Below are 20,675 nucleotides of genomic sequence, written 5' to 3'. Positions count from 1 at the left end.
CGGGAATACTGGGGGCAGTGGAGTTGCCGGTGGTGCTGCTGGTATCCCGGTTTTTTCTCGGGGAACCGGTTGGGCTCCGGCAATGGCTGGGTACTATATTGATGCTTGCCGGAATCTATATCGGGGAAAAAGGTGAACATTTTTTTAAAAAAACCCTTGAATATTAGGAAAAAATATGGTAATTTTTTAGTAAAGCTTTAACTGAATAGTCACTCGTATAATTTTGAGGATATGGCTCAAAAGTCTCTACCGGGCAACCGTAAATTGCCCGACTACGAGTGGAACACATTACCAGAGGGGAAAGTCTATCTTTTTCCTGCTGGTAGTGAGCGCTAGGCGGCGGGAAACCACCCGGTGCGCTGGGTTTCACTCACCTTTTTGGGAACCTCGGGCACCGGGTGATTTGTTTTTTGACGGTGGGGAGATGAGCCATTTCCGGGATAATACTGAGGGAAAGGGGAAAAGAGGAATGTGGCGCAAAATGATCGCTCTCCTGATGCTGGCCAGTATGCTGTTATTTAACCTCACGGGCTGTGGTAGCAGCAGTAAACAGGAGCAAAAAGCCGGGGAAAATAAACCGGCAGGGGACAAGCTGAAAGTGGCCTTTATCTATGTTGGACCGGTAGGGGATGCCGGCTGGACTTATGCCCATGACCAGGGACGCAAGTATTTGGAACAGCAATTGCCTAATGTCGAAACTACCTATATTGAATCGGTGCCGGAAGGGGCCGATGCTGAACGGGTCATCACTGAGCTGGCTGAGAAAGGCAATAAAATCATTTTTGCTACCAGCTTTGGCTACATGGATGCCATGCTGAAGGTGGCGCAAAAATATCCTGATGTGGTATTCCTGCATTGTTCCGGTTACAAGACCGCACCCAATATGGGTACCTATTTTGGCCGGATGTATCAGGCTCGCTACCTGACCGGCATAGTGGCCGGTAAAATGACCAAAAGCAATACTATCGGTTATGTGGCAGCCTTCCCCATTCCGGAAGTAATTCGCGGCATCAATGCCTTTACCCTGGGGGTAAGAAGCGTTAACCCCAATGCTAAGGTGAAAGTGGTCTGGACCAATACCTGGTATGATCCTGCCAAGGAAAAGGATGCGGCCAAGAGCTTGCTGGATGCAGGTGCCGATGTGATTGCCCAGCATCAGGATACTCCCGGACCGCAACAGGCTGCTCAGGAAAAAGGCGTATACAGTATTGGTTACAATAGTGATATGTCTGCCTATGCACCCAAGGCGGTGCTGACCAGTGCCGTCTGGAACTGGGGCCCCTATTATGTCAATACTGTTAAGGCTGTAATGGAAGGCAAATGGAAGAGTGAACAATACTGGGGTCCCATGAGTGATGGGATTGTCAATCTGGCTCCTTACGGTCCTATGGTTCCTGCCGAGGTAAAGGATCTGGTGGAGAAGAAAAAGCAGGAAATTCTTTCTGGTAGCTGGGATGTTTTCACTGGCCCCATCAAGGATCAGAATGGCCAGGTACGAGTACCGGCTGGCAGCAAGATGACTGATGAGCAAATGCTTTCTTTTGACTGGTTTGTAGAAGGGGTAGAAGGTACCATTCCCAAACAATAAGCAAGTTGAGGGGTGAAGGCCTGCGGGTCTTTACCCCTCCTGTCGCCTGGGAGGGGCTTTTTTTATGGAAACTCTGGTGGAGATGAAAGGAATCTGCAAGGCTTTTCCAGGGGTAAAGGCCAATGACCATGTGAACTTTACTTTGAAAGCAGGGGAAATCCACGCCCTGCTGGGAGAAAACGGAGCGGGAAAGAGTACCCTGATGAGCATTCTCACCGGCCTGTACCGGGCCGACCAGGGGGAGATCTGGATTCGCGGCCAGAAGGTCAACTTCCGCTCTCCCCGGGATGCCATCCGGGCGGGTATAGGTATGGTCCATCAGCATTTCAAGCTGGTGGCTCCTTTTACAGTAACGGAAAATGTAGCCCTTGGTTTGCCTGGCCGGGGTTTTGGCCTGAATCTGAAGGAAATTGAGGCGAAGTTGAGCCAGTTTGCAGCTGAATACGGCCTGCTCATTCACCCACAGGCCAAAGTCTGGCAGTTGTCTATAGGGGAACAACAGCGGGTGGAAATTGTCAAGCTGTTGTTCCGGGGGGCGGATATTCTGATTCTGGACGAGCCGACAGCGGTGCTGACACCCCAGGAGGCCCAGGAGCTTTATCGCATTTTGCGGCGGATGGCTGCGGCCGGGAAAGGGATTATTGTCATTACCCACAAGATGCAAGAGGTGCTGGAACACGCTGATACCATTACGGTAATGCGGGGAGGCAGGTCTATTGCTACACTGCCGGGGGCAGAGGCCACAGAGCAAGGCCTGGCCCGATTGATGGTGGGCAAGGAACCGGACATACCGGAAATGCCCGCAGGAGCGGTACCGGGTCCGGTATTGCTGGAACTAAAGGCGGTCACTGCCCTGGGTGACCGGGGGCAACCGGCCTTGAAGCAAGTGAGTTTAACGGTACGGGCCGGGGAGATCCTGGGGATCGCCGGTGTGGCCGGCAATGGCCAGCGGGAACTGGCAGAGGTAATTGCTGGATTAAGGCCACTCAAATCCGGTCAACTCTATCTGGCCGGGCAGGAGATGGGGACCAGTGGGCCCCGGGAGCGCATTGCCGCCGGGGTGGCCTATATTCCCGAAGACCGGCTGGGCACCGGTCTGGTACCCAATCTGGATGTGCGGGAAAACATATTGCTCAAACACTACCGTGACCAGGAATTTACCCGTGGACCCCTGATCAACTGGCAGCGCCTGTCAGAATATGCCCGTCGACTGGTTCAGGAATTTGAAGTAAAAATCTCCGACCTGACTACTCCGGTCAAAACTATGTCCGGAGGAAATTTGCAGAAACTGCTGCTGGCCCGGGAGATTTCCTCCCAGCCCCGGCTGATTGTGGCTGTTTATCCTGTCCGCGGGCTGGATATTGCTGCCACCATGGCAGTGCGGACTTTGCTTTTACAGGCCCGGCGCCAGGGGTGTGGGGTGGTTCTGATCAGTGAGGAACTGGAAGAATTGTTCCAGCTGGCTGACCGCCTGGCGGTATTGCATGAAGGGGAAATCACCGGTCTGGTACCGGTGCGGGAGGCCCGGATTGAAGAAATCGGCTTAATGATGGCAGGAAAGATGGTGAAGAGCGGGTGCGCCTGATTACTCTGGAGAAACGACTGACACCAATGCCTGGAGCCTTTTTTTTAGTACCAGCGGTGGCGATTCTGCTCGCTCTACTGGCAGGGGCCTGCTTTATCGCTCTGGCGGGGAAATCTCCCCTGGAGGTTTACCAGGCCATGCTGGGCGGGGCTTTTGGTTCAGCCTTCGGTCTGGCGGAGACTACAGTCAAGGCCATCCCGCTGGCTCTGTGCGCCCTGGGGGTTTCCCTGGCCTTTCGGATGCAATTGTGGAATATCGGTGCGGAAGGGCAGTTTTACATGGGAGCCATGGCGGCTACCTGGGTGGCGCTCAATTTTCCTGATGGTTCCCGCTGGCAACTGCTGCCCGCCATGCTGGTTTTAGCCTGGCTGGCCGGAGGCCTCTGGGCCCTCTTGCCCGCTATTCCGAAAGCTCTCTGGCAGGTGAATGAAACCATCACCACTCTGATGCTCAATTATGTGGCCATCCTCTGGGTGGATTATCTGGTCTTTGGGCCCTGGAAAGACCCTAAAGGCTTTAACTTCCCCCTGACTGCCACCTTTGGCCCGGGGGCGACTCTGCCCACTCTGGGGAATACCAGGATTCATGCCGGTTTTCTGCTGGCTTTGCTGGCCGCAGTGTTAATCTACCTGATTTTCCGCTATACTACCTGGGGTTTCCAGTTGAAGGTAGTAGGGGAAAGCCGGGCAGCAGCCCGTTATGCCGGAATGAGTATAACAAAAACTATTCTGTTGACAATGTTTTTCAGCGGGGCCCTGGCCGGTATTGCCGGCATGGCGGAAGTGGCTGGCATAACCCAGCGCTTGCAACAGGGCCTATCGCCGGGCTATGGCTATTCGGCCATAATTATCGCCTGGCTGGCCCGCTTGCATCCCTTTGCCATTCTGCTGGTGGCCTTTCTGTTCGGGGGTTTGCTCTCAGGGGGCTATGCCCTGCAAACCCTGGGCCTACCTGCTGCCAGTGTCTATATGCTGCAGGGCTTGATTCTTTTCTTTGTGCTGGGCGGGGAAATTTTTATTAACTACCGCCTGCGGATAGGAGGCAAAAAAGCATGACCGACCAGAGTGTAGTGATCGCTATCCTGGCCACAGCTATTACCGCCGGCACCCCTATTCTCCTGGCTGCCCTGGGGGAGATTCTGGCGGAACGGGCCGGGGTCCTGAATCTGGGGGTAGAAGGGATGATGTTGCTGGGGGCTGTGAGCGGTTTTACTGTAGCCCTGCATACCGACAACCTCTGGCTGGGCTTTGGCGCAGCCCTGCTGGCCGGAGGAGCAGGGGCCCTGGTCCATGCTTTCCTCACGGTTACTCTGAAGGCGAACCAGGTAGTCAGCGGCCTGGCCCTTACCATCTTCGGCACTGGTCTAAGCAGCTATCTGGGCAAAACTCTGGTGGGGATTCCTCTCAGGCAGACTTTTCAACCCGTGCCTGTGCCTGGCCTGAGTCAGCTGCCCTGGCTGGGACCAATCTTCTTCAACCACGATCCCCTGATTTATCTCAGTTTTGGCCTAGTACCCTTAATGGCCTGGCTCCTGTACCGGACTCGCTGGGGACTACAGCTGCGGGCAGTAGGGGAAAATCCCGCTGCGGCTGATGCGGCCGGGATCAGTGTTTCCCTTACCCGCTATCTGGCGGTTATCGGGGGCGGAATGCTGGCGGGAGCAGGCGGGGCCTATATTTCCCTGGCCTATGCTCCCAGCTGGCTGGAAAACATGACCGCCGGCCGGGGCTGGATTGCAGTGGCGCTGGTAATCTTCGCTATGTGGGACCCCTTCAAGGCTATGCTGGGAGCTTATCTTTTCGGCGGTGTGGATGCGCTGGGATTCCGGCTGCAGACCCTGAATATTGCAGTGTCGCCCTTTTTTCTCAAGATGTTGCCCTATTTATTAACTATCCTGGTGTTGATTCTGGTCACCCGGGAGACGAAAACCAGGCGGGTGGCTACACCGGGGGCCCTGGGATTGCCCTATCACCGGGAAGAACGCTGATGGAAGGATGACGTGGACGTGGAGCTATTGAAACAGAGGATTCGGGAGGATGGTTTACTGATCGGCAACAATATCCTGAAGGTGGATTCCTTTCTCAATCATCAGCTGGATCCGCAGTTGCTGCTGGAGCTGGGGCGGGAGTTTGCCCGGCGCTTTCGCCCGGATAGGGTGACCAAGATCCTGACGGTGGAGGCTTCCGGCATTGCCGTGGCCGTGATGGTCGGTCTGGAGCTAGGGGTGCCGGTGCTGTTTGCCAAGAAGAAGCAGCCCAGTACCCTGGTGGAGGAGGTTTATGCGGCGGAGGCCTTTTCCTTCACCAAACAGGAGCAGGTGTCGGTCTGCGTTTCCCGGCGCTATCTGACCGCTGAGGACAGGGTGCTGATTATCGATGATTTTCTGGCTCAAGGGGCGGCAGCGAAAGCGCTGGTGTCCCTGGTGGAGCAGGCCGGGGCATCCCTGGTGGGAGTGGGAGTTGTGGTGGAGAAGGCCTTCCAGCCCGGGGGCAAGGAGTTGCGCGAGGCTGGCATCCGGGTGGAGGCGCTGGCCAGGATTGGGGCGTTTACGGAAAAGGGTGTGGAGTTTGTTTAAGAGGCAACCTGGCTGGGTTGTCTTTTTTGTCTTTATGTTAAGATAGTTACAAGCGCTAAGCTGCGGAAAGTATTAGAACAGGCAGCTGACCATAAAACTTGCTAAAAATACTGACCCCGGGTACAATAAGGGTACCCGGAATTTTTTATGGTGAAAGACAATGGCATACATCAGAATGAAAAAAGGCAAGGCTGAATATGAATATCCTGTCATCCCTGCTCCTGTACCCCATATACTGGTAGACAGCAAAAAAGACTTACATGGATGGTGGCCGGGGAAACGGGAATGTACAGCCGAGCGAATGTTGATTAATCCCTATAATGGCTGTACCCATGATTGTCCTTATTGTTATGCCCATAGTTTCTGGGGCTACTTCCACCTTTATGCTACACAACGGGTGGTCACGGTTTGCCAGGATTTCGACCGGATAGTGGCCAGGCAGCTGGACTCTTTAAGGGTGGCCGCCTGTGGTTACCTTTCCCCGGTAACTGATCCTTTTCAGCCCCTGAATCGGGTGTATAAACTATCGGAGAAAATCATCCGGGTTTTTGTGGAGCGCAATCTACCGATTGAATTCATTACCAAAAACCAGGTTACCGATGAAGCCCTGGCCTGGATGAGTAAGCAACAGCATTGTTTTGGCCAGGTTTCTCTCCTCACCCCGGATGAGGATTTGCGGCGCAAACTGGTACCCGGTGGAGCACCGGTGCCAGTTTTACTGGACAATCTGCGACGAATTCGGGAAGCAGGGCTATTTGCGGTAGTACGGCTGGACCCCATTTTACCGGGCCTTACTGATGACCAGGAAATGATAGAGGAGCTCTGTCAGGTAGCCAGAGCTGCTGGAGCCAGTCACCTGGTAGCTTCCTGCCTGGACATTCCTTTGGCCTTGAAAAACCGGATTTGGCAATGGATAGAGCTGTCCTGGCCCGATTTGGCCCAATACTGGGCTCGCCTCTATAATGAGCGAATTGGTGCCAGCTGGCACGCTGATCTGGGCTATCGTCGGGAACTTTTCAGCAGGGTAAAAAAAGCGGCCTTGAAGTATGGCCTCAGTTTCGCCCTCTGTATGGAATATCGGCCTGATGGCCAGGGGTTAAATCGGGAGTTTGCCACTACCCGTAATTGCGAAGGCATCGATATTCCAATCTATATCCGTCGTGGGCAGCACTTCGAACCGGTAGCCTGTGATGGAGCTTGCTTAACCTGCCAGCAACCTGTTTGCGGGCTGCCGGAACTGGCCGGAGGGGGAGCCTGGAAATTGAAGGATTACCGGCGCTGGAGCCGAATCATAAGTCAGGAGGATGAAATATGACGGCATTTATTGCAGCTACTATCTTTGTTGTGCTGGCAGAAATGGGAGATAAAACCCAGTTGCTGGGAATGGCTTTTGCCACTAAATATAAAGCCCGTATCGTTCTGGCGGGAGTACTGGTAGCCACTTTACTCAATCATTTACTGGCTGTGGCAGCCGGTGAATATCTGACCCGTTTTATTCCCATGCACTATATCCAGCTGGCCGCAGCTATTTCTTTCGTCATCTTTGGCCTCTGGACCATTCGTGGTGATACGCTGGAAGGAGAGGCGGAAAAGGAATATTTCAGTCCTTTCTGGACGGTGACCTTTGCTTTTTTTATTGCCGAAATGGGAGATAAAACCCAGCTGGCCACAGTGGCCCTGGCTGCGAAATACCAGAACTTGTTAGGAGTTTGGTTGGGCACCACTACCGGCATGATGATTTCCAATATTATCGGTATCCTGGTTGGTGTAGTACTGGGTAAGCAATTACCGGAGCGCTTGATAAAACTGGTCTCAGCTGGAATATTTATTCTCTTCGGTTATCTTGGTATCTGGCAAACTATTGCTGTGCCGGGAATGCGCCTGGTGGCACTAGCCCTGACCACTATACTGGTTGTGGGTTATGTATGGTATTTGTATCGGCCTGCACGATTATGAGGGGAAGGACAATGCAGATAACGACCACGAAAATTATACGCTCGGCTCGGAAGACCGTGGTGATTGAAATAACCCCGGATGGTTGCATTATCATCAGGGCACCGAAAAGGCTGTCAATGAAGGCCATTGAAGAGCTGGTACATGGCAAAGACAAATGGATCAGAGATAAACTGCAGGAAATTCAACGGCAGCAAAAACTCTTCCAGCCTTTGCGATTTGAGACAGGCGATAAGCTCTGGTTTCTGGGGGAAAAATACACTTTTACGGTTACAGATGGCAGTGGAATGATCTATTTGCAGGGTGATAAGCTCTATTTTCCCCGGGAGCAACTGGAGCGAGGCACCGAGCAGCTCAGCCGATGGTATAAAAAGGAAGTGGAAAGGATATTGCTGGCCAGGACAGAGTATTTTTCCGGACTGACGGGAATCAAGTATAATTCGGTAAAAATCACTTCTGCCAGGAAACGCTGGGGGTCATGCAGTTCCAAAGGTGTGTTGAGTTTTTCCTGGCGCTTGCTTCAGGCTCCTCTCCAGGTGATCGATTATGTGGTGGTGCATGAGCTGTTACATATTGAGCACATGAACCATTCCCGGCAGTTCTGGGCCCGCGTGAAGCAAATAATACCCGACTATCGGGGGAAGAGAGATTGGTTGCGGGAAAATCAGATGTTACTGCAGCTTTTGTAGCCGGACTAGAAGCGTAGGAACGGATTGAATGAGTTTTGTCGTTTTGGTCAATTTGTGTAGGCTGTTGGAATAAAAACGGGCGAAATTAGAGGACGGTACAGCAATGTCAGGGTAGATGGTTGGGTGGCACCGTCCCTGTAGTTTGACCGGTATGTAAATGATAATAGTTTGTTGGAATATTAGATCCTCTTGGGGATCTTTTTTATTTTCCCAATATTGCAAGATATTGTCTGGAATGAGATCAAACTGATTTGCAGAAAAGGATTGTTTCTCGGCAATGAGCCAGATAAAATGCATAATTATAATAATTTTTAATGGTTTTGTATTAATTGGCAGGATTTTCATATCTTTGTGTCGAATATTTTTAAAACTAGTTTTTCAATTCAAACGCAGTCAAACTATTAAAATATTGGAGGTGTCTTTGTTGGGTTTTGGCAAGAGTGACCTTGAATGTATAACTAAATTTTTTTGGGATAAAGACTTCGATCTCGATTCCCGTTTAAAGTATTACATTTGCGAAAACCAAAAGAGACTGAATGATAAAAGCCTGCTGGAAGCAGAACTGGAATATGCCAAAAAGGGGGAGCGAATTAATGTAAAATCTTGCAAAACGCTGGTGCTCCTGGTCGGTTTTTCCCCGGAGCCGTTGCTCCAATCTATATGTGTATATAAGCCTGAAAAAATTGTCTTATTGCTAAATGAAAACGGCTACAGTAACTATGGAGCATGGAGCACTTTCGCCAATCATATTGTCACTGCGGTCGAGTACCTAAAGGATAAAGGGCTAATTCGGAAGGACACGCATTTCCATGGCGAACAGACAGCTGGTAAACCGGGTTATCCTACCCCAGACAACCCGGCTGATATCTTTAAAACACTGGTGGAGGTTTTGCACGATGAAGAAGATGTTGTTATCGATATAACAGGCGGAAAAAAGAGTATGGTTACAGGCGCGTATTTGTATGCAGCTTACGCCGGAGCGCGGATCTCCTACGTAGATTTTGAAGATTATGACCCCAAAAGTCGCCGGCCTTATGGATTTAGTTGTAAAATCGGTGAGATATCTAACCCTTACAAGGAGTTTGCTTTGCGTGAGTGGGAGCGTGTGCGTATATTATACGAACGATATCAATTCCGCGAGGCAAGAGAATTGTTGACAAAAATTCGAGATTCAATGAAAACTGTAATCCCGGATACGGAAGAGCCGATAAAAAAAATAATATTGTTTCTGGATTACTACGAAAAATGGGACCGTGGCGACTTTCGAGGTGCAAAAGAGGCGGCGCAAATGCTAGGTAATTTTGACCAGCCCAGTGCGGTGGTTGAGTTAGGGAATAAATGGTATGAAATCAAGGGTGCCAATTTTGAAAATATTCCCAAAAGATTTTACGGAGATCTTCAGTCAGTGAAACTATATGTTTACGATGAATTAAAACGTATAAGGCGGTTAATTGAATACAACCAGGATTACCGCTCGGCATTCTTGCGGGCCGGAGGAGTCAACGAGATTATAATGATAGCACGATTGGTCCAATTAGTAAAAAACCATCAACATTATAATTTATTTTTGGAAAAGCTTGATGAGAAAACACCTGAAATATCCAAAGTCTTTGATAGCTTGACAAAGCCTGAAAAAGAGGAAATAAATATCAAAAAAGATATTCCTTTCGATGGATTTAGAAAGAAAAATGACCCTGACATTATTGTGCAAATGTCATCTCCGATGGCGACGTGGTGGAAGGACCAGAAGAATATGTTTGGAGACGATAATGGTTGGGATTCTTTCCTCGATAAACGCAACAAGTTGGCGCACAAGTATTTTGCAGTTCCACGTGACTGGGCCGAGGATGCACTAAAATTTGTTGAAGCCAACTTTGAAGATTTTCTGGGGCAGCGGATGAGCGAATTGTCATTATGCGCCGAGACGTTGCCCTGGTCTAAACTCTGTGAGTTGTGCGGCATGAATCACTTTCTGCCCCCTAATTTGAGGTAAGGAGGTACTGCCGTGATTCGTTATCTTCTGGCAGCTGAGGCTGACAAAATTCAAGATTTTATCTTCCGCTCGTCCCGTTTGCGTGAAGTGGTGGGTGGCAGCCAGCTACTCTCCCGTTTTTGTGCGGAGGTTCCTGGATATTTACTGCCACTCTATGGAGGTAATCCCACCACCGATATTATTATTAATGATGGCGGCAGTTTCCGTATCCTCTTTAACGATGCTGATCAGGCCCGAGATTTTGGTGAGCACCTGGCAGAAATTTATCGCCTTGCAACAGGGGGCACGTTGACGGTAGCCGAACCGGTGCAGGTTGGCCGCTACTTTAGCCAGGCCAGCGTGGAGGCCGAAGAAGGTTTGAGGCGGAAAAAACGCTGGTTTGAAGACTGGCAGAACCAGGAGCAATTCCCGTATATGGCCATTTGTGCATCGTGCGGTACGGGATTGGCCGTAGAGCATCGGGTTTATCATGAGGATGAAAAGCCACAATATCTATGTGTATCGTGTCTGAACAAAAGCGCTGAACGAGCAGATGCAGATGAGCTGGGTTTGTTCCTGAAAGCGTTTTATCAGGAGGTAGTAGGGGAAGAGGGGTTAACCAGGGCTGATTGGCCAGGAAAAACAAAGCGCAGGGAGCGCTCAGTAAAGGATCCACTGGAGGATATCGCTGATTACGACACGCGGCGATACGTGGCTTACCTGCTGGCTGACGGGAACTCGATGGGCGAGGTATTCAGCCAATGTCAGAGTCCTGAGCAGATGCGCGCACTATCCAGAGGGCTGAGCCAAGCAATTCGTCGGGCATTGGCCAAGCCGACGAAAATGATAATGATGGATCATAATCAGTTGGAAGACCGCCCTGATTTTATTCCTGTACTGCCTCTGATTTTGGGTGGGGATGACCTGTTTGCCCTCATCCCGGCGCCCTGGGCGTTGGATTTTGCCCGGTGTTTCTGTCAGGAATATGAGTCTGAAATGTCAAAATTGGCAAAGAAGGTAGGACTAGAAAACTATGTATCTACTGTTTCAGTAGCTGTGGTCATTTGCAAGTGTAAGTTCCCTTATGCTCTGGCCCACGAAGCCGGTGAGTCAAGGCTGAAAGAGGCTAAGCGGATTTGCAAACAACGGTTTTTTGATCAAAAAAAATCTTCTTCTAACGGAAACCCCTGTTCGGTGGTTAACTTTGAGGTCGTTCGTGGAGGGCGGCTGGTGTCCGAACCGCGAAAGGGGGAGGTGCGTCCTACCTTGCGTCCTTACTGGATAGTTGACGAGGGAGATGAATGGGGTCTGCCGGTAAAACAGTTGATTGAACAGCGATGGAATTTGCGCGCTTGCCCTAAAAAACGACTATCTGAGCTAAAAGATCTGTACGATATAACTAACCTACCAGATTTTTTGAATTCCGAAAAGCTGGTTCGATGGGAGAATAAACTGCAGAAATTGTTACTACGCCTTGAGCAAAGAAGTGCTCAAGATCAGGATGCTGCGGTGAAAGCGGCCCTTAAATTATTGGGGGGTAACGAGAAGGGTTATTGGCGCCATTTGTTAAGAGACCAGGATCACTACTGGTACGGACATAGCCTCCCCGATCTTCTGGACGCATGGGACTTTGCTTTGAGCCTGGACAAACCGCGCCGGGAATATGAGGAGGGTTAAAAATGCTCACGCTGACTTTTAAGATCGAGTTGAGGTCCAACTATCATATTGGTGCGGGATATGGGTCAGGTTTCAACTTGGATTCTGCTCTGCTGCGGGAGGCTGACGGCACGCCGGTGCTGCGGGGCAGCACAGTAGCTGGGCTGTTGCGTGACGGGGCATGCCGTCTGTTAAAGCTTCCTTCGCTTGCGATGCTTACAGAGAACGAGATCATTACGCGTCTATTCGGGTCGTCGGCGCAGGTCAAACGCTGGCGGATTTCTTCGGCGTGGCCGGTAGAAAAACGGGCCAAAGACGCAAAGGTAGTCTGGCGAGTTCGTATTAACCCCCGCACGCGTCGGGCCGAGCCACACAAGTTGTTCTCCCTGGAGGAAGGGGCTGCCGGGCAGGAGTTTTGCTTCACCGTAACATGCCTTCGCAACGATGATAATGCCCTGGATGAAGCGGCGTTCTTAGTAGCGGCGGCGCGAAATGTACGCCAGTTGGGACGCTCACGGCGGCGCGGTCTTGGCGAGTGTGTTATTCATTTAATTGATGTGGACGGGGTGGATGAGGCCAAAAGACCAGCCAGTCAATCCTGGGAAGAGTGGTTCCTGACGCGCTTTGACCAAAAATGGATGCGAGGGAACCCAGCGAAGCCTGAGGAACCCGCTAACAAAGCGGATATCAAAAAAGTTAATACATCAAGAGATAGAGCTGTACGAATCAGGGTAATCATTCGTCTTGAGGAGCCTTTGTTGATTGCCCAGCGCGCTTCTGCCGGGAATCAGTTTTATACCCGCCCGTTTATCTCCGGCAGTGTTCTACAAGGTGCGCTGGCGGGTAGGGCTTCTAAACTTTGTAATCTAGCTGCCCCAGAGATCTACCATAATTTTGTGTACTTATTCTTCCGTGGCGGAGTTAGTTTCCCCGTGCTGTATCCAGCATTCTTCCGTAACAACCACCTTTACCCAACCATTCCCGCACCTCTGGCTCTTTGGACATGCAGTGTGGTACCGTTTCAAGAGGAAAACAAGGGACACGGGGTTTATCTAGCATGGGAGTCTGACAGTAACAAGTGTGTTGAATGTGGAAGCCGATTGGAAACAGTGGGTGAATTTGTAAACTTAAAGAGGACCTTTTCGCCTCAACGATCTTTCGAGATGCACCTACGCATCGATGAAAAAAGTCAAAGAGCCGCCAGAGGTGACCTGTATGGTTATAACGTACTATGCAACGGGCAATATTTTGTGGGCGAATTGCTCTGCGCCGGTAAGGCAGCCTGGGAATGTTTACAACAGATGACCGACATTGCTGAAAAAACACCGCTAACCTTATGGCTGGGCAAGGGGCGACAGCGCGGCTACGGCAAGGTTACTGCCTGGCTGGAGCTATTAAGTGATGACTGTCCACAGAGTTGGATTCAATTGCCATTAGAAAAGCGCATTGATGACCCGACCCAAAAAATTACGCTAACGCTGTTGACAGATACAATCATTGGAAACATGTGGGGACAGCAGCCGACGGCGTTTACCAAAGAATGGCTGGAAGAGGCTTTAGGGCTGGGACCAGTAGATATGCATGATGTGTACGCACGGACACGGGTGGTGGATGGTTTCAACGCCACTCTGGGCCTGCCGCGCTGGCGCGATTTGGCCCTTGTGGCCGGCTCAGTGGTTCTGATATCCCTAAAAAACCCTCCAGAAGACTGGAGGGCGAGGATGCAGCAGCTGGAAACCGAGGGTATTGGCGTGCGGCGCAATGAAGGCTTTGGGCGCATAGCCTTCAACCATCCGGTATATGAACATAGCCGGTACATCGAGGAGAGTGCCATTCGGCTAGACCCGAAGATGTGGTTAGAAAGCAGTTATTTGGATAGTGATTGGGAAACTTTTATGGAATGCTGGGAAGATGAATTAGAGAAACATAGGGATGTACTATTGGGAATCAAGCAGCAGCACGAGCAGAAGTTTAACAAATATTTTGGTACGATAGCCCGCTGGTTATATACTCATAGTGATGTTTCGTGTGAAGAATTAATCGAGCGTCTGACTGCAATGGATGTTCATGAAAAGGCTTTCGGTCAGCCTGATGAGGCTCTAGTTGAGGTCATTGGGGAGAAGGAGTACGGTCAACGCGCAAAAGAAAACTACTTCATTAACGCAGGTAAGGAAGGCATCAAAACAATCCGAGAAGCATTAGAATATCTAAGTAAAGAAGATGCTTACCTTCATCGTTGCGGTGTCGAGCGTCTGGCTGAATGGCTTACCATGTTGGTGCGAGAGGAAAAAGGAGGTGTACAATGATATACAGGGTGATTACAGCAACACTGACGGCCCGTACCGCCTTCCACATCGGCAGCGGAGAGGGTAATGGTTTGACCGATGCGCTGGTACGGCGTGATGCGGAGGGACAAGTGTTCATCCCTGGCTCGACGATTGCTGGAGCACTGCGCACCTTACTCACAAAACTGGCACTTCGCCTGGGGGAAAAACCTTGCAAGGCACTTGGCGGAAGCGAGGGAGAACAAAAGAAACCCTGTGACTGCAGGGTCTGCCAGCTCTTTGGCAATATTAATCCCGGTGACGAAGAGGGAAGCTCATCGAGAGCTTCGCGGCTTTTAGTCTTCAACGCTCGCCCCATTGATACTCCCCCCCGGCCCATGATCCGCGACGGTGTGGGCATTGATAGGGTGACCGGTACGGCCGCAAGAGTCAGCGCGGTGAAGTTTGACCTGGAGGTATTGCCGGCCAGGTCTAAGTTTGAACTTAGGATGGAACTACGCGATACTACACCTGAAGATGAATTGCTGTTGGCTGCCGGGCTGGCCGAATGGAATGCAGGACGTCTTTGGTTGGGAGGACGAGTAGCGCGCGGACTGGGTGCTTTTAATCTAGACAATTTGCAATTTAAAACTTTTTGTTTGGACAAGCCAGAGCGAGTGCTGGCCTTTTTAAAAAACGACGAGCCATGGCAGCTGGCTATACCAGTTGATGGTTGGCTTGAAAAAAAAATTAGCTCTATTAAATGTTACGCTGTAAACGGGAAACCAGTTGCGGCACGCGGTTGGCTTTCGCTGACCGGGACACTGCAAGCCGAAGGGCTTATGCTGACTAATGAGACTATGGCTGCCGCTGCAAGCGGCTTTGACCATGCCCCGCTGCTAGCGCAGTGGAGTGATTGGCAGAATCCCGTGTTGACAGGAGCTGGCCTGCGCGGTGTTTTGCGTTTCCATGCAGAGCGACTAGCACGGACTCTTGCCACATTGCATGCTGCTGATAAAGAGGATTTTCTGCGCTGCTGCCCAGCGTGCGATACTAACGTGCGGGACAGCAATAAAGAAAGGAGACTGCCACTGGAAAGCTGCGATAGTCTGCTTAAAAAGGCCAGCATACCCGGTAACGCTGAAGTCAGCGAGGATTTACTCTGTCTGGCCTGTCGTCTGTTCGGCAGTTCCAGGCTTGGCAGCCGCCTGATTGTTGAAGATGCACCTTATGAGGCAACTGAAGGGCAGTCCAAGCCAGTTTACAAGATGCTGGACTTTCTGGCAATCGACCGCTTCACAGGCGGTGGGGCTGAAGGAGCGAAGTTTGACGCCCTGGCCCTGTGGCGTCCAGCCTTCACTTTACGGCTACATCTGGAAAACCCTGATCCGTGGGAACTGGGCTGGCTTTTCATGGTGCTCCGCGACCTGAGCGAAGGCTGGTTGAACATAGGTTTTGGCGGCGCCAAAGGATTTGGCAAGTTGAAGTTGACTAGATGGGTCGCCACCTTCGGTTATTTATTGCCGGAAGATGCTCCACCGGGTCTAACGAAGCTTAAGCTGACATCCAAGAAAAGCGGCGTCTATACCACTGTGTCGGTGAAATCGGATATGGATGGCTGGACAGCTCTGGTTCAAAAATGGGTAGATTCCTTTCATGAGACTATACAGCAATTTCAGCGTCAGGAGCAAATCAAGCTTACTGAAGATAGTTATTTCGGAGTTGTTGATCAATACTACCTGAAAGGAGAGGTGCCATGAGTCTCTGGCCGCGGGTAGATTTTAAAAAAATGGTTGAAAAGGTTTGCAAGTCCAGGTGTGACAAGTCAGAACTTACCATCCTGGGTGGGCAGTGTACCGAGAGTAATTTACTGAAGTTCCTTACACAGTGGGATCTGGCTGGCATGCCTTTCCGTGTATGGGAATACGTAAGTGAGATTGCTTTTGAAAAAAACACGCTGCCACAAAATATTGCTTTACTAGAGCGCGGGCGAATATTCGGGGACGGCGGCGATCTCATGCTTCGAAGAAATATTACGGTTTTTGACTGGCGCTTTGTCGGCCCTGCGGGTATTAAGCTATTGCCAGATGAGCACGTTATACGAGACTACTGGCAAGAACACCCGGACATGATGTTCCACCAGTACAATGAAACGGCGTTGCTCTGGGGTAAGCGGGACGAAAATGAGCGGGACCAAAAAGATTGGAAAGAAGAACGGGTGGCGGCGGCTAAATTGAGTTACCCTAGCATGGGGAGGCGAATACAACTTCATTACAAGGTATTCAGCAGCGCTGGCCGGGTGAAGTTTATTTGGTATACCGGCTTTAGCGAGTGGAAGGAGGCCCACCATCATGAAGGGGACTATTAAAAGTGTTTACCCGGAAAAACAGATTGGTTTTATTCGTCCTGACGATGGTGGGAACGATGTATTCTTTCATTTAACGTGGTTGAAGGGAGTTGATCCAAACAAGGGTATGAGGGTTGAGTTCGACATTGTGCAAGGAGAAAAAGGCCCGCGAGCTCGTAACTTAAGGATTATAAAAGAAAGTTCATGTGAGTATCGCTTCCACAATCCATACAATTTTGTAAGATATCTGGAAAACCGTCCTGACAACCACGTCCTTGGCAATTGCTTACCACCAACCCATGACCGCTACGTGGGCCTGACCGGGCGTATTACGTGCAAAGTAGAAGCTGTCACGCCGCTGTTTATTTCCGATTCGCATGCTGTGAAGGAAGAGAATGGCCACAAGACCTACCGCTTCTTTCAGTACGAAGGTAGGCCGGCGTTACCAGCCAGTAGCCTGCGCGGGATGATTCGCTCTGTATTTGAAGCGGTTACTAATTCATGCTTTGCAGTGTTTCAGAAAGATAATTTTCCCCTTGAGTATCGTATCTCCCGTGCGCCGGAAAACATGATTCCGGTCCGCGTTGTAAAAATTGATGAAAACGGAGCGCTCTTGGAACGGATGGATTGTGCGGCAAGTGTTATAGCAGGATATCCCAGTAAGAATAAATTGCCTGAAGGTGCTAAAGATGGTATGCGTGTGGCCGCATTAGTAAAACAAGTACGAAATGGTGTTTACAAGGCTACGAAAGTTCTCCCTGTAAATGAACATGAATCGCTTGTCGGAGATGAGCAGTACATCAAGGTTTACGGCTGGCTGCATGTGACCGGGCCTAATATTGAAATAAAACGAAATGAAAGGCTTTTTTTCCGTCGTGATGATAAGCAACCTGACCCACAGCAGGTGGAAGAAATTCCTAACCACTGTTTATTAAAATGCGATGATGAAGTTGTCAAGGAGTATAACAACCACCTGAGCGGGTACTGGGAACGTTTGCGAAAGACGGTAGAAAAATTGGGAGATCAGCGGTGGCCTAACAGTACAAAGGATATACCTCAACCCAGCACATTCGTAGAAAAAGGGCGTGAATTAAGGACAGGTGACCTGGTGTATGCGCTGTGCGAGGATAATGGTAGGCATAAGACAATAAAGATGCTGCGTCCAGTGTGCATACCCCGTATCAGATATAAATATCCTCGACAAAAATTCTTGCCGAAACACTTTGAACGTTGTCGCGACTATAACACTCTCTGCCCTGCCTGTCGGGTTTTCGGGTGGGTGCACGAGAAGGCAGGAGATAAAGGTACTGGTGAGCGGGCTGCCTACGCAGGACGGGTGCGCTTTTCCCACGGTAAAATTATAGGAAATTATGAAACCGAAGATAAAATTACTCTAGCTATCCTCTCAGCTCCCAAGCCTACTACCACTTTTTTCTATCTACTAGATGCTGCGGGTCAACCAGACCCGACAGTAACCTATGATACTGAGGAGGCACGGTTGCGAGGACGCAAATTTTACCGCCATCATGGTGAAGCGAAATCTGAAGAATACTGTAGTAAAGAGAAAAGCGATCAGAACCGCACGGTTGAGGGTGTGTTAAAGCCAGGGGCTACATTTACCTTTACTTTAGACTTTGAAAACCTGCACCGGCTGGAGTTAGGCGCACTACTTTACGCGCTAGAACTGGAAGAAGGGATATTTCACCGGCTGGGTTACGCCAAACCCCTGAGGTTTGGTTCAGTAAAGGTTACTGTGGATAAGGTTGAAATCATAGATTGGGAGAAGCGACTAAAATCCATTGAGCCGTATTCCGGCTGGCAATTCGTGAACGGAGTACCACTAAAGCAGGATTTTCTCAATAAGATGCGTGATTACTATGGTGAAAGTAGATTTAATAACCTGCTGGATGAATTGAGGTCTTTGTTCAGTGTACAATCGGATCTACCCATTCATTACCCCCGGCCTAAAGAGAGGTTAGATTCCAATCATCCACAGTATGAGTGGTTTGTGGGGAACAAGCGACGTATTGTTATTAAAAGGAGCGGCATACTTCCTGCACCAGTGGCCCTTGGCTTGGCTACGGAGGTTGAGCGAGGCTTGCCGCTGATCAAGAAAAATGGGAAATAAGGGTAAAATCATTAGGTTTGAGAAAAAGCCTGATGAAGTGTTTTATCAAGTCAGCCCTGGGGAGGCTGAAGGTGTTTAAACTGTCAGCGGGACTGACACCGGGTTCCATACTTTCTGGCATATCTTCTTGAAGAAATATCTTACCAATATCGGTCTGCATGAGACTGGTATTTTTTTATCCGGACAGAAGCCTTGCTTATTAACAATCAGAAAGGGTTAAGAAAGTTTTATTGCAGACATCCTTCGATAGTCCCCTACCGGTTTTAGATATGCAGGAAAGAGCAGCAAAACAGGAGCTTTGTCTGGAGGGCTAATATTTGGTACACCAAACCTATTGCTATGGCGAAAAGGTTTTGGTTTTGAAAGGCAGCTAGCGTAATCTGGTGGTAAAACTGTTGACAGACATCAACTTCGCCCTCAGGGTGGCTCACCTTTCTCTGAAATGGGAGTGTGAATTTATTCCGGTTCTGCCGAAAATTTTTTTGTTAAGGTATTGAGTGGGAGGAAAGGATTGTGTAAAATAACTTGTGAAAGGTTGGAGGTTGGCAGAAAACCCGAGACCATCTCGCGCCAGTCATATCAAGGGTTTGCTGGTTTTTAGATTTTATGAAAACGGGATTTTATAGGGGTTTAGAAGAACCTCTCGCAAACTGGCTCTGGAGGCATTGATTTTCAAGGGTTCCAAGTGGGTGCACTTTAAACATTTCCTAATTCCCTTTGGATTTGAAACTCTTTCCCGCGCCTAATCTCAATGGCGAGATTATGAAATCTTTACCGGCTGGGAAAAACTACTTTTGAAGAAGTAAAATCTAGCTGGCAAGCAATGAAAGTATGGCAGATATAGAATCGCTGTTAAATACTCTGGCGTACTTTTAAAAATCGTCCCCAGCGAGAAGAAGCAGCTCCTTCTGGCTGCCAGTGTTCTGGTAGCAAACCATGATTTGCCCCTGGCTAACGCCTGTATACAGACATTGCGGGAATTGCAGGCAGTGAAATGCGCAAAATACTTAAACAAGCGGCTGACAACAAAAAGGTAAAAGAAATAATTCGTTTTCTTTATCATGGTGGCGTTATAGCCGGAAAAAAGGCTGCGCCCTTTTTTGGTGATAACTTACTGGAGGAAATAAGTTGATTTTGGCCCAGCGGGCCATTTTTTTATGTGCAAGCTATAAATAGGAGGATTTTTATGCAAAAATGACGAATTTTTAAATAATAATATAATATATGGTAAGAAAGGAGTAAGTACATGGGAAAAAAATTTCTCAGTTTTTTGGAACCAGTGATTATAAGGAATGTTATTATCAACTAGGAGAGGAAATAAACAAGACGAAGTTCATTCAGGAACATTTAATCCAGGTATATTGTACAGATTGGCAGGCAGATGATGAGGTGATTATTTTTTTAACCAAAACGGCTGCTGCCAGTAACTGGTGTAATCACGATGTTCCGTTAAGAGATTTGGCCGAAACCAAAAGAGGTTGAGGAAGCTGAAGAAGAAATGCAGGGGAATAAATAGTCCCCTGTTTTTTATGACAAAATCATGTTAGGGTATGTATTATCATAAAATTGATAAACGAAAAAAGACATACGGTAATATGTCAAGACCATAAAGTAAATATTTTCTAGTTTAGTTTTTTTAAAAAAGGTAACAAAAAACCACCCTGTTGCCTAATGCGAATGGAAACAGTTGTTGCGCAGCAGAGCTCAACCATACGCACTAACTTCCGTGCTGTGAAAACCAAGGCGCGGCGATGAAGATGGTTTTTGCTTTCCCGGTACTTTCGGGCATAGAAATACCTATTTTCTGGCAGTAGCGTTGCATTAATTTTATGAATGGTAGTCAACTATGTTTTGGTCATTACGCATTATGGTATATATGACATTTATGTAATTATATGTAATTAAGGACTCCTGTTCT

15 protein-coding genes, 1 pseudogene and 1 riboswitch are annotated in these 20,675 nt (G+C 49.3%); of the genes and pseudogenes, 15 read left to right on the top strand and 1 reads right to left on the bottom strand.

Features of this window, described 5'->3' with window-relative positions; all coding sequences use genetic code 11:
- Window positions 1-193: 193 nt before the first annotated feature.
- Window positions 194-295: riboswitch (purine riboswitch) on the top strand.
- A gap of 174 nt (window positions 296-469) precedes the next feature.
- From ULO1_RS00670 to ULO1_RS14640, 15 genes are all read left to right on the top strand, one after another.
- Window positions 470-1,588, top strand: a complete 1,119-nt coding sequence (locus tag ULO1_RS00670; protein WP_079932703.1) for a BMP family ABC transporter substrate-binding protein — start codon at window positions 470-472, stop codon at window positions 1,586-1,588.
- 64 nt (window positions 1,589-1,652) lie between these two features.
- On the top strand, window positions 1,653-3,173 hold the full coding sequence (locus ULO1_RS00665; RefSeq protein WP_078664604.1) for an ABC transporter ATP-binding protein: 1,521 nt from the start codon (window positions 1,653-1,655) through the stop codon (window positions 3,171-3,173).
- Window positions 3,170-4,228, top strand: coding sequence for an ABC transporter permease (locus tag ULO1_RS00660; protein ID WP_375804203.1), 1,059 nt, complete (start codon window positions 3,170-3,172; stop codon window positions 4,226-4,228). The genes ULO1_RS00665 and ULO1_RS00660 overlap by 4 nt, the downstream gene beginning before the upstream one ends.
- The gene (locus tag ULO1_RS00655; RefSeq protein WP_078664605.1) at window positions 4,225-5,160 is read left to right on the top strand and encodes an ABC transporter permease; all 936 of its coding nucleotides are present in this window, start codon (window positions 4,225-4,227) and stop codon (window positions 5,158-5,160) included. The genes ULO1_RS00660 and ULO1_RS00655 overlap by 4 nt, the downstream gene beginning before the upstream one ends.
- A gap of 18 nt (window positions 5,161-5,178) precedes the next feature.
- Window positions 5,179-5,748, top strand: a complete 570-nt coding sequence (locus tag ULO1_RS00650; protein WP_079932701.1) for a xanthine phosphoribosyltransferase — start codon at window positions 5,179-5,181, stop codon at window positions 5,746-5,748.
- Window positions 5,749-5,908: 160 nt separating this feature from the next.
- Window positions 5,909-7,063: a radical SAM protein gene (locus ULO1_RS00645; protein ID WP_079932699.1), complete on the top strand. Its 1,155-nt coding sequence runs from the start codon at window positions 5,909-5,911 to the stop codon at window positions 7,061-7,063.
- Window positions 7,060-7,704 (top strand): TMEM165/GDT1 family protein, encoded by a 645-nt coding sequence (locus ULO1_RS00640; RefSeq protein WP_079932697.1) that lies wholly within the window; start codon window positions 7,060-7,062, stop codon window positions 7,702-7,704. Before ULO1_RS00645 ends, ULO1_RS00640 begins: the two co-directional genes overlap by 4 nt.
- 11 nt (window positions 7,705-7,715) lie before the next feature.
- Window positions 7,716-8,390 (top strand): M48 family metallopeptidase, encoded by a 675-nt coding sequence (locus tag ULO1_RS00635; protein WP_159446801.1) that lies wholly within the window; start codon window positions 7,716-7,718, stop codon window positions 8,388-8,390.
- A gap of 424 nt (window positions 8,391-8,814) precedes the next feature.
- Window positions 8,815-10,383: a TM1812 family CRISPR-associated protein gene (locus ULO1_RS00630; RefSeq protein WP_200806913.1), complete on the top strand. Its 1,569-nt coding sequence runs from the start codon at window positions 8,815-8,817 to the stop codon at window positions 10,381-10,383.
- Window positions 10,384-10,395: 12 nt separating this feature from the next.
- Window positions 10,396-12,039 (top strand): hypothetical protein, encoded by a 1,644-nt coding sequence (locus ULO1_RS00625; RefSeq protein WP_079932690.1) that lies wholly within the window; start codon window positions 10,396-10,398, stop codon window positions 12,037-12,039.
- Between the two features lie 2 nt (window positions 12,040-12,041).
- Window positions 12,042-14,324, top strand: a complete 2,283-nt coding sequence (locus tag ULO1_RS00620; protein ID WP_079932687.1) for an RAMP superfamily CRISPR-associated protein — start codon at window positions 12,042-12,044, stop codon at window positions 14,322-14,324.
- Window positions 14,321-16,042: an RAMP superfamily CRISPR-associated protein gene (locus ULO1_RS00615; RefSeq protein WP_079932684.1), complete on the top strand. Its 1,722-nt coding sequence runs from the start codon at window positions 14,321-14,323 to the stop codon at window positions 16,040-16,042. Before ULO1_RS00620 ends, ULO1_RS00615 begins: the two co-directional genes overlap by 4 nt.
- Entirely contained in the window at window positions 16,039-16,650 is a 612-nt protein-coding gene (locus ULO1_RS00610) for a hypothetical protein (RefSeq protein WP_079932681.1), read from the top strand. The genes ULO1_RS00615 and ULO1_RS00610 overlap by 4 nt, the downstream gene beginning before the upstream one ends.
- Window positions 16,634-18,757, top strand: a complete 2,124-nt coding sequence (locus ULO1_RS15065; protein WP_143325389.1) for a TIGR03986 family CRISPR-associated RAMP protein — start codon at window positions 16,634-16,636, stop codon at window positions 18,755-18,757. Before ULO1_RS00610 ends, ULO1_RS15065 begins: the two co-directional genes overlap by 17 nt.
- A gap of 994 nt (window positions 18,758-19,751) precedes the next feature.
- Window positions 19,752-19,889, top strand: coding sequence for a hypothetical protein (locus tag ULO1_RS14640; RefSeq protein WP_159446800.1), 138 nt, complete (start codon window positions 19,752-19,754; stop codon window positions 19,887-19,889).
- A 490-nt stretch (window positions 19,890-20,379) separates the two neighbouring features.
- On the opposite strand, the pseudogene ULO1_RS15060 reads toward ULO1_RS14640, so the two are convergent.
- Window positions 20,380-20,565: pseudogene (locus ULO1_RS15060) on the bottom strand (hypothetical protein); the annotation flags it as partial.
- Window positions 20,566-20,675: the final 110 nt, after the last annotated feature.

It is taken from the genome of Carboxydocella sp. ULO1, from assembly GCF_002049255.1.
Lineage (GTDB): Bacteria > Bacillota.
This window is presented reverse-complemented; position numbering and strand designations above follow the sequence as displayed.